This window comes from Plectonema cf. radiosum LEGE 06105 (assembly GCF_015207665.1).
Classification (GTDB): domain Bacteria; phylum Cyanobacteriota; class Cyanobacteriia; order Cyanobacteriales; family Nostocaceae; genus Rivularia; species Rivularia radiosa_A.
Genome location: NZ_JADEWL010000089.1, coordinates 19,231 through 29,067, shown reverse-complemented (window position 1 = coordinate 29,067; position 9,837 = coordinate 19,231). Strand labels below are relative to the sequence as shown.

The 9,837-nt window shown below is 37.9% G+C and carries 7 protein-coding genes; 2 read left to right on the top strand and 5 right to left on the bottom strand.

The window, feature by feature from the left end; genetic code table 11:
- Positions 1 to 56: 56 nt before the first annotated feature.
- From IQ247_RS21605 to IQ247_RS21585, 5 genes are all read right to left on the bottom strand, one after another.
- Positions 57 to 1,157, bottom strand: coding sequence for a photosynthetic reaction center family protein (locus IQ247_RS21605; RefSeq protein ID WP_193923211.1), 1,101 nt, complete (start codon positions 1,155 to 1,157; stop codon positions 57 to 59).
- Positions 1,158 to 1,536: 379 nt separating this feature from the next.
- Entirely contained in the window at positions 1,537 to 1,926 is a 390-nt protein-coding gene (locus IQ247_RS21600) for a response regulator (RefSeq protein WP_193923210.1), read from the bottom strand.
- A 171-nt stretch (positions 1,927 to 2,097) separates the two neighbouring features.
- Complete coding sequence (locus tag IQ247_RS21595; RefSeq protein WP_193923209.1) at positions 2,098 to 2,466, bottom strand: response regulator; 369 nt, start codon at positions 2,464 to 2,466, stop codon at positions 2,098 to 2,100.
- Between the two features lie 210 nt (positions 2,467 to 2,676).
- Positions 2,677 to 5,238, bottom strand: a complete 2,562-nt coding sequence (locus IQ247_RS21590) for an ATP-binding protein (protein WP_193923208.1) — start codon at positions 5,236 to 5,238, stop codon at positions 2,677 to 2,679.
- Between the two features lie 45 nt (positions 5,239 to 5,283).
- Positions 5,284 to 7,152: a response regulator gene (locus IQ247_RS21585; RefSeq protein ID WP_193923207.1), complete on the bottom strand. Its 1,869-nt coding sequence runs from the start codon at positions 7,150 to 7,152 to the stop codon at positions 5,284 to 5,286.
- Between the two features lie 966 nt (positions 7,153 to 8,118).
- Between IQ247_RS21585 and psbA the strand changes: the two genes are divergently transcribed.
- Together psbA and apcD are read left to right on the top strand one after the other, a co-directional pair.
- The gene (gene psbA, locus IQ247_RS21580; protein WP_193923206.1) at positions 8,119 to 9,210 is read left to right on the top strand and encodes a photosystem II reaction center subunit D1; all 1,092 of its coding nucleotides are present in this window, start codon (positions 8,119 to 8,121) and stop codon (positions 9,208 to 9,210) included.
- Positions 9,211 to 9,279: 69 nt separating this feature from the next.
- Complete coding sequence (gene apcD / locus IQ247_RS21575) at positions 9,280 to 9,756, top strand: allophycocyanin subunit alpha-B (RefSeq protein WP_193923205.1); 477 nt, start codon at positions 9,280 to 9,282, stop codon at positions 9,754 to 9,756.
- Positions 9,757 to 9,837 lie beyond the last annotated feature (81 nt).

The window sequence follows — 9,837 nt, the reverse complement described above, 5'->3', positions numbered from 1 at the left end:
GGGGAATATCTAGCCCCAAAACTTTGATAAATAAGTCTTTATTCACCAGACTCTAATTACTTCACAGGTATTACTATTTCAGATGATAAATCCAAGGGGAAAGAGTAAATTTTACCTTCGTCTATCACTTCTATTCCTAAATCAGCCCAGCTAATCGAGTCTGCCCAGCTATTGATTACTCGCCCTTGCTTATCGTGTATATGCTGATTAAAATTCAAGCCATTGATATTAAATGCCATAGAGACGACACCCAAAGCCGCAGACCAAATTCCTACCACCGGCACAATTGCTAATAACAAATGCAAATTGCGCTTGTTTATGAAGCTCAAACCATGCCACGCAAGCCTTCCCAAATAATTATGGGCTGCCATGAAATTATAAGTTGGTTGTTTGTGACCATGTTCTGTAGGAAAGTTTAGAGTCGAAGTTACCAAAGAACCATGCATAGCGCTCAAGAATGCTCCTCCCAAAACTCCAACTACTCCAATCATGTGAAATGGATTCATCAGAAAATTGTGTTCGGCTTGTAGCTTCAACATGAAATAGAAAGTCCCCGAAATTCCTAAAGGCATTCCCTCACAAAACCCTCCTTGTCCAATTGGATAAACTAACAATACTGCTGCTGTGGCACTGACTGGAGCAGAGAAAGCTAAACTAATCCAAGGACGCATTCCCAAACGATAACTCAACTCCCATTCCCGATCTTGATAGCAATAGATGCCAATCAAAAAATGCAGCACAATCAGCTGATATGGTCCTCCATTGCACAGCCATTCCTCAAAGGACGCTGCTGCCCAAACAGGGTAAAAGTGCAGTCCAATCGCTGCTGATGTAGGAACAACCGCAGCAGTAATAATGTTATTTCCCTGTAACAAAGAAGCAGAAATTGGTTCTCCCCAGCCACCCATATCTACGGGAGGAGCAGCAATAAAGGCAATTATAAAAACAATCGCTGCAATGGAAAGAGTCGGTATCATCACTAGGCCAAACCAGCCAATATACAGACGATTATCGGTGCTAGTTACCCATTGACAAAATCTTTCCCATATCGAGGAGAAACCGCTTGTTTCTAAAAGATTGTTTTGACTTTGATGTTTATCGACCAAATCACTATCGCTTGAGGTCGTAATTGTGCGTTGTAATTCAGACTGTACCATTTAATTAATGGCTCCTTAGTCTAAGGTAGAGGTCACTAAATTTTAGATTTTGGATTTACGATTTTAGATTGACGGGGAAAATAATCCAGGGGCTTGTGACTTTTTTAAATGTAAGAAGGAAGTTTGAATTATTTAATCTAAAACCGCGATACTTGCTGTTCAAAAAGTCGGAGCGCAATTATTAGCATTTCAGAAAGTATCTACTTCTAATTTACGAATCATCAAAAACTCCTGGGTTTGAAACTTTGTAAGCAATAAATTAGTTGCTATTTGAAAAATAAAAAAAAGTTCTGAAGAACTGATGAAGAAGAAGATTCTATTTACAAAAGCTTACATTTATGTAAATATTTATTTAATTAAAATATGGCAAATTCAGCTATTAATATTCCCAGTTGAGTGCAACCGCGACTTGTCTAGCTAAGGTTAATAAATCAAAAGGCTTGATAATGGCTGCGGTTATTCCAATTTCGGTTAATTGAGACAATTCTTTATACTGTTCTGTAGAAGTTAATAAAATTATCGGGATTTGCTGAGTAGTTGGTTTATTATGTAATTCTTGCAATATGGTATTGCAATCAAAATCAAATATAATTTCATTCAAATCCAGAATAATTGCATCAGCTTTTTCGGTTGTAGCTTTAGCAATAGCTTCATTTAGGGAGTTCGTGATTACAACCTCCCAACCTGCTATTGTTTCTAAGCAAACCTGAGTAACTTCCTGTATTGCATCTACATTTTCAATAATTAGTAGGATACGTCGGTGGTTCACTATTTACATTTACCCGTGGGTGCCAAGTATTTTCTGGCTACCAACTCCCGCAACATTTACCAATTGATAAATCGGTGGATACTTGTTGAATTATTTTCGGTGATTTGTTAGCCAGCTTCACTTTGTAGGGTAGGTAAAAAGTATGAATAATCCATGAAGAAAATACAATTCTCATCGCAAAACTTGAGTAATTTGCTCAGCTAAAGTAAACGGATCATAAGGTTTGGTTATAACCCCCGCAACACAAAGTTGAGTAAAATGACGCTTTTCGGCAGGTTGAGCTTTTGCTGTAAGTAAAATTACAGGAATATTTTTGGTAATCGGATTCTCTTGTAGTTTCTCAAAAGTTGTCAACCCGTCCATCTCTGGCATCATTACATCTAGAAGAATCGCATCAGGTTGCTCTGTTGCGGCTGTAACTAAACCTTCTTTACCTGAAGCAGCACTCAGAACTTCCCATTCACCTAAAATTTCTAAACACATTTGAGTGGCTTCTCGGATATCTCGATCATCATCAATTATTAAAATACGTTTGGTCATTTGTTTTTTTTATAAGTAGGCGCAGCGTTAGCTGAAAAGGTCATAATTATGGGGTGGGGAGTAGTCAGTAGTGAGTGGGGAGTAGTAAATTGCATAAACCCCAGGCAAAGCTTCCTTGATGAACTACTAGACAGAATTAAATTAACATATTATTTAGGTGTTAATGAGTAATGAGTAATGAGTTTAAAAACACTTATTACTTCTTACTTATTACTCATTAAGAGGTAATGTGAAATAAAAAGTACTACTACGACCTAAAATACTTTCAACCCAGATTTTGCCACCGTGTTGTTGCACAATACTGCGACAAATTGCTAATCCTAAACCCGTACCTCCTTGATGTCGAGAGTTAGAAGCATCAACTTGTTGAAAACGGTCAAAAATTGTTTCGAGCTTATCTTCAGGAATTCCTCGACCTTGGTCTTTGACTTGAAATAATATTTGAGAATCTTGTACTTTGGCCCCAAGAAAGACTGTACTATGTGGTGGTGAAAATTTAATCGCATTGCTGAGTAAATTAGTTAGGGTCTGAACGATTCTATCTGGGTCTGCCCATAATTGTACTTGCAAAGGTTTCAACGCAAGTTTGATTTCTGCTTTCTCAGCCATTGCTCGCATTTCATCTACTGCTTGTATCATCAATTCAGCGGCATTGCAATTTTGTTTTTCCATTGTTACTTTGCCAGAATTAATCCGTTCAATATCAAGAATGTCGTTAATTAAACGCACTAAACGGTTGGTATTATCAAAGGCAATTTCCAGCATCCGTTGACTTTTGGCGGGTTGATTGTTCAGGGAACCATGTGAAAGTAAACCTAAAGCGCTGCGAATCGAAGTTAAGGGTGTCCGCAATTCGTGACTGACAACTGAGACAAACTCATTTTTCATTCGTTCTACTATTTGCCGCTCGGTAATATCTTTAAAAATCACAACAGCACCTACAATCTGATTCTTTTCTAAAATTGGTGTACTAACATACTCTACGGGGAATTTTGTTCCATTTCGACGGTAGAATGTGTCGTCAACAATATGCTGCACTGCGCCAGTTTTTAATGTGGCATAAATAGGATTTTCTTCCCAAGGGTAAGGACTTCCGTCTGGCTTAGAATGATTCAATATCCTGTGCATAAATCTTTCTTCAGACTGATGTGGAAATTCCGAAAGAATGTAGCTTGGGTAAGAATCTAAATTCTTATTAGCGATTGAAACAATCAATTCTTCTACCCGATATCCCAACATTCTTGCTGCTGCTGGGTTAACAAAAGTCAGTTTGCCTTGGGAATTTAATCCGTAAATTCCCTCACCTGCGGAGTTTAAAATTAACCCACTTTGCCTACTAAGGCGTTCAAGTGAGGCTTTTGCTTGTTCGCGCTCGCTGATTTCTCGCCGTAATTCTGCTGTTCGTTCTTGTACTCGCTGTTCTAATTCGGCATTCAAGGCAGAAATTTTTAACTCTGCTTGCTTGCGCTCTTGGATATCTCGTTCCAAGTCCACATTGAGAGCATAAACTTGCTGATACAGTTCGTATTGATGAATTGCCGTAGCAAAGTGACTACCCAAAGCTAAAGCAAGTTCAATTTCTGCTGAAGTCCATTCTTGTACTTGACCTTGTTTTAATTCTCGCCATGTCTCAAAAGATACTATTGGACGTTGTTGTCGCGGGTCGTCGCGATCGCGTTTTCTGCCCCATAAAGTTTCAACTTCAATTTCATGGCGAAAAATACTCAAATAGCCTAACTTCTGCTGTCGAGATTGCAGTTCGATAACTAACAAGCTACGAATTTTATTGTTTAAAAAAACCGTTTCTAAATATTCTGGTAAAGCAACTTGATGTAAATCTGGAATTATCCGGGCTTGAATTCCATTACTGCAAGTGACTTGTTCCTCTAACCATTGTTGCCAAGTCGGATGCTGCTCAAATTTTTCTCCACTTTTATTAAATTCCCATTCCCCACAAACAAACAGTTGTGCTTGCTCTTGAGGATTTTGCGGAACTATGTAAATTCTGCCACCCGCCGCTTGCAAACCATTGACAGTTAATTCCAAAGCCTGTTGCAACTGCATTTCAGTCATCGAATGCAACAACTTGGTGACTCGGTTAATCATAGCTTCTTGTGCTGCTTGGGCGCGGGTTTGTTCTAGTAAGGTACTTTGGGCGATCGCGATTGATAATTGATCTACAACTAGCTGGATAATGTGTAATTCTCGTTGTGTTACCTGTCGTGGGGAACTATGATGAGATACTAATAATCCCCATAGTTGATCGCGATGAAAAATCGGCACGACTAAAGAGGACTGTACACCCATTGATGTGAGATATTCTACATGACAGGGGTCTACAGGACGAAAGCGAATATCATCAGCGATTGACTCTCCAGTTTCGGGAGAAGTTAATCGACTTACCCCAATTTGTTGTGTAGCTAAATCTACAATTGAACGCTGACGTGCTTTGATAAATAATTCACGTGCTTGGGGTGGAATATCTTCTGCGGGAAAATGTTGTCCTAAAAGCGATGGTAGACGTTGTTGGATAACTGATTCAGCAACTACTTTTCCACTACCATCTGCATCAAAACGATACACTTTAACTCGGTCTGTTTCCAATAATGTACGTACTTCTGTCACTGTTCCGGTGAGGATTGCCGGTAATTCTAGGGATTGACGAATCCTAGTTATCATCCGGTGTAGAAGTACCTCAACAGAAGCAATTGACTTTTCACCACTGTTGGAGGATTTATCTGAACTTTGGGGACGTGGGTTATTAAACTGCATTATCTAAAAGATGAAAAAATTAAAATTGCCAGATGAAAATATTCGCTAATTAGCTACACCATTAATAGTTTGAAATAATTTGATTCGCTCTAAGCGATTGAATATGTGAGTCACTAATTCCGGTCCAACAATAGACTTGCTCAAACATTCGTTAGCACCTGCATTAAAGGCTTTTTGTATAGTATCAGCATCATTATGAACTGTGAGAAACACAATAGGTAATCCACTCCAACGTGGTTCATTTCTAACTACTTGACACAAATCAATACCATTAATATGAGGCATTTCCACATCAAGAATCAGTAAATCAGGGGAATTTTTCATTAAAATATCCCAGAAACATAATGGCTCATTTAATGTAGAAAGTTTTAGTCCGCAAGGTTCTAGTAATTCCCTCATTAAACTTAAAATTTGTGGGTCGTCATCTACCACCATAACTTTACCAGCTTGGGAACGGCTTTGTGTCAATACCTGAGAAATCACTTTTAATAAATTTTCAGGAAGTAATGTTTTTTGTAAAAATACATGAGTAAATAATCGGGACAATTTTACCCGATTAGCTAAACTATCATCAGTTGTGCATAGTATTACTGGGATTGGTGGTGTAGAAAAATTCGTTAATTTGGCAAGTTGATTTAGACTGTCTTCTCTTGTCTTCGCAAGGGAAATACTCAGTAAAACCACATCAATTTTAGGCTTAGTTAATGCTTCTTTTGCTGCTAATAAATTTCGTGCTAATTCTATTTGTATTCCCGATGCAACAGCCAATTTAATGATGCTATGGGCTAGTTTTTCATCATCATCAATTATCACCATTACAGAGGATTCATCATACTCCACAGTTTTTTTAGACTGTTTAAAGGCAGGCTGTTTAATTTCCTGTTGTAAAAGGTTGACTAATTCTCTCAAATAAATTCCCTGATTTCGGTCTAAATTAACTTGCAATTTGAAAATTTGTTCTATTTCTCTAGCTAGATCAGAACCTTGGGAAAAACTAAAAATTCCCAATCTTCCAGCCAATTTGTGCGCTACTCTTTGGGCGTTTTCTCTTAATTCTTCCTCTAAAATATTCTCTAGTAATGCACTAACAGCTTGCTCTAAAACTTCTACACCCTCAATACTTTCTACTTTCAGCTTTTCCCATAGTTTAGTTAATGCTTCTTTAGTTTGCTGTTGTTTATTGCTTAGTTTATTTGGTTTATTTTGATGTTTTTCTAGAGAAAATTTTACTTTACCGTTTGCAGCATCTTTGAGGCGATAACCCAAACCATAAACAGTTTCAATCAAATCATTCGGCGCTCCTGCTCTGGTCATTTTCTGCCGTAAACCTTTAATGTGAGCAGTAACTGTATCTTCTTTAGGTGCTTCGTCCATAGACCACAAATGGTCTAAAATCTCACTTCTATTAAACACAATATTACGGTTACGAAGAAAAAGCTCCAGTAAACGATATTCTTTGGGAGTCAGGTTGAGCAAATGATCGTTATAAGTAACTTCCGTACTACCAGGGTTAAGACGCAGATTTTCCCATTGTAAAACTGTTTGTATCGGTGTATTTTTACGACGCAATAAAACCCGAATCCGAGCTAATAATTCTGTGACTTCAAAAGGTTTGACCACATAATCATCTGCTCCAGCATCTAATCCCAAGACTTTATCATTGCTGGAGTTTTGGGCTGTTAATAATAAAACAGGCATTTGATAATGATGTTGTCGCAACTTCTGACAAAATTTGATGCCATCAAGTTCGGGTAGGATAACATCAAGCAAGATTAAGTCATAGGTGAAAGCCTCGACAAACTCCCAGCCGAGCAAACCACCATCTGCAATATCTACAATATAGTGTTGATTGCTAAGAATGTTTTCTAAAGCTTTGGCAATACACTTGTCATCCTCAACTACTAAAATTCTCATTTTATCAATACCTCTTAAACCTGGAAACTAAGCTTTTTCCACAGAGTTATAAAAATTTACCATTCATCTAAAACCCTCCGGTAGTATGAAAACCGTGTACCTTTAGGTCATGGAGGAAGTACGACACGGTTAATTTATAAGTTATCAGTTTTGCCATTTTAATCGCAATAATACAATCAGCCGCCTAATTTATTTATAGCGATTCAGCCACGACTTTTGAATGTTTAATGATAACTGTTGATTTGGGATCAAAAAAGTTGTTTACCACAAATTCTTCATTTATATCAAGTCCGGATGATTAGTTATTGTCACTCGAATCTGTACAAAAAGCTCGACATTCTTTTTCCCTCTATTCCCTACTCCCTTTATTAGAATTGTTTAACCGTATATGATATTATCAACATATGCTAATAGCATCTATACAAAAAATCTATCTTTAATCACCAAGCTAATTTGAAAAATGTTTTTATTGTATTGAAAATCATTATTAACGAGTTTCTTGCCTAAAAGTTACCTAGCTTCAAGAAAAAACAAGTTTCTTTACTTTAATTTATATTTTGCACTTCAGCTAATGATGAAGATTTGTAAAGATAAAAATCTACTTCATTAGTTCTTCATTTTTGATTACTATTGTGATTTTTATAAGTTGAGTTGAGAGCTTTGAGAACTGCATCTTTATTAGCTCGTTGTTACCACCTCATCGCATATGATTTTATAACAGTTATAGGGATGAGGGTGGATTCTTCAACAAAAAATCAACGGGGAACGCCGTTAACAAGTAATAAAGTAGAAATTTTCTGAGAGCAGCAATTTAATTTATTTAGAATAATTGCAGCTAATAGCTAACAATTAATGTTGAGCTATATGAAACCAGTTTTCAGATATTCTCTGACAAAAACGGCAATTTAACTTTTTTCACATTTTTCGTAACCAATAGTAATCAAACTCCATACCACTGTTGAACTTATGACTACAGTTTCACAACAACAGCCTAGTCGTTTTCCCGTGTGGGATAGGTTTTGCGATTGGGTAACTAGTACCGAAAATCGGCTGTATATCGGCTGGTTTGGTTTCCTAATGATTCCTTTACTAGGAGTCTCCACTTGCGTTTTTATAATTGCCTTCATCGCGGCTCCACCCGTAGACATTGACGGAATCCGGGAGCCAATAGCAGGTTCACTACTTTATGGCAACAATATCATCACTGGTGCTGTTGTTCCCACCTCCAATGCGATTGGACTGCACTTTTATCCGATTTGGGAAGCTGCTTCTGTGGATGAATGGCTTTACAATGGCGGTCCTTATCAGATGATTGCATTCCACTACATTCCAGCCCTTGCTTGTTATATGGGACGTGAGTGGGAACTTTCTTACCGTTTAGGTATGCGTCCTTGGATTGCAGTTGCCTACAGCGCTCCTCTTGCTGCGACAACATCAGTATTTTTGATTTACCCCATTGGACAAGGCAGCTTCTCAGATGGTTTACCAATGGGTATCAGCGGCACCTTTAACTTTATGTTCGTTTTCCAAGCCGAACATAATATCCTGATGAACCCATTTCATATGTTAGGAGTTGCTGGAGTTCTGGGAGGTTCCTTGTTTTGTGCCATGCACGGTTCACTAGTAACATCTAGTCTTGTGCGTGAAACAACTGAATCTGAATCTCAGAATTACGGCTATAAATTTGGACAAGAACAAGAGACTTATAACATAGTTGCAGCCCACGGCTATTTTGGTCGTCTGATATTCCAGTATGCCAGCTTCAACAATAGCCGTTCCTTGCATTTCTTCCTTGCAGCTTGGCCTGTAATTTGTATTTGGGCTACTGCCATAGGTATTAGTACAATGGCATTCAACCTCAACGGATTCAACTTTAATAATTCAATCCTTGATTCTCAAGGTCGGGTACTTCCTAGCTGGGCTGATGTATTAAATAGAGCCAATATTGGTTTTGAAGTCATGCACGAACGGAATGCTCATAATTTTCCATTAGACTTGGCATCTGGTGAATCTGTTCCGGTAACTGTTTCGCTTAAAGCTCCAGCATTGGCTGCTTGAGGAGATTTGCTCAAGTGATTAGTGCTGACTAATAACCAATAACCAATAACTAATAATCAGGAAAAAGCAATGAGTGTAGTCACTGAATTGATTCTGAGCGCTGATAGTGAAGCTCGATATCCTGCTCCTAAAGAACTGAGAATATTTCAAGATTTTTTAAAAACAGGAGATCAGAGAATTCGCATTGCCAGAATATTGGCAGAAAATGAGCAACAAATTGTTCAAAATGGCAGCATGAGATTTTGGGAACGCTGTCCCAATACACCGAGTAATAGCGGTAATGACCGTAAGACAGCTTCTTGTCAGCGTGACCAGGGTTGGTATGTGCGTTTAGTTGCTTATTCTATCTTGGCTGGTAGTGAAAAACCCCTCGAAGAAATTGGCACACTTGGCATCAAAGAAATGTACAACAATTTAGAGATTCCGCTGAGGAATTTAGTTGAAGCTATGCGCTGTGTCAAAGAAGAAGCTGTATCAATGATGAGTGAAGAAGATGCAGTTGAAGTTGGACCCTATTTTGACTACATCATTCAGGCACTTTCTTAACAATAATGGGATTTAGGTTTTTAGGATTGTAAGATACATCAATCCTAAATCTCAAATCGAATCACCTTTAATCTTTAACTC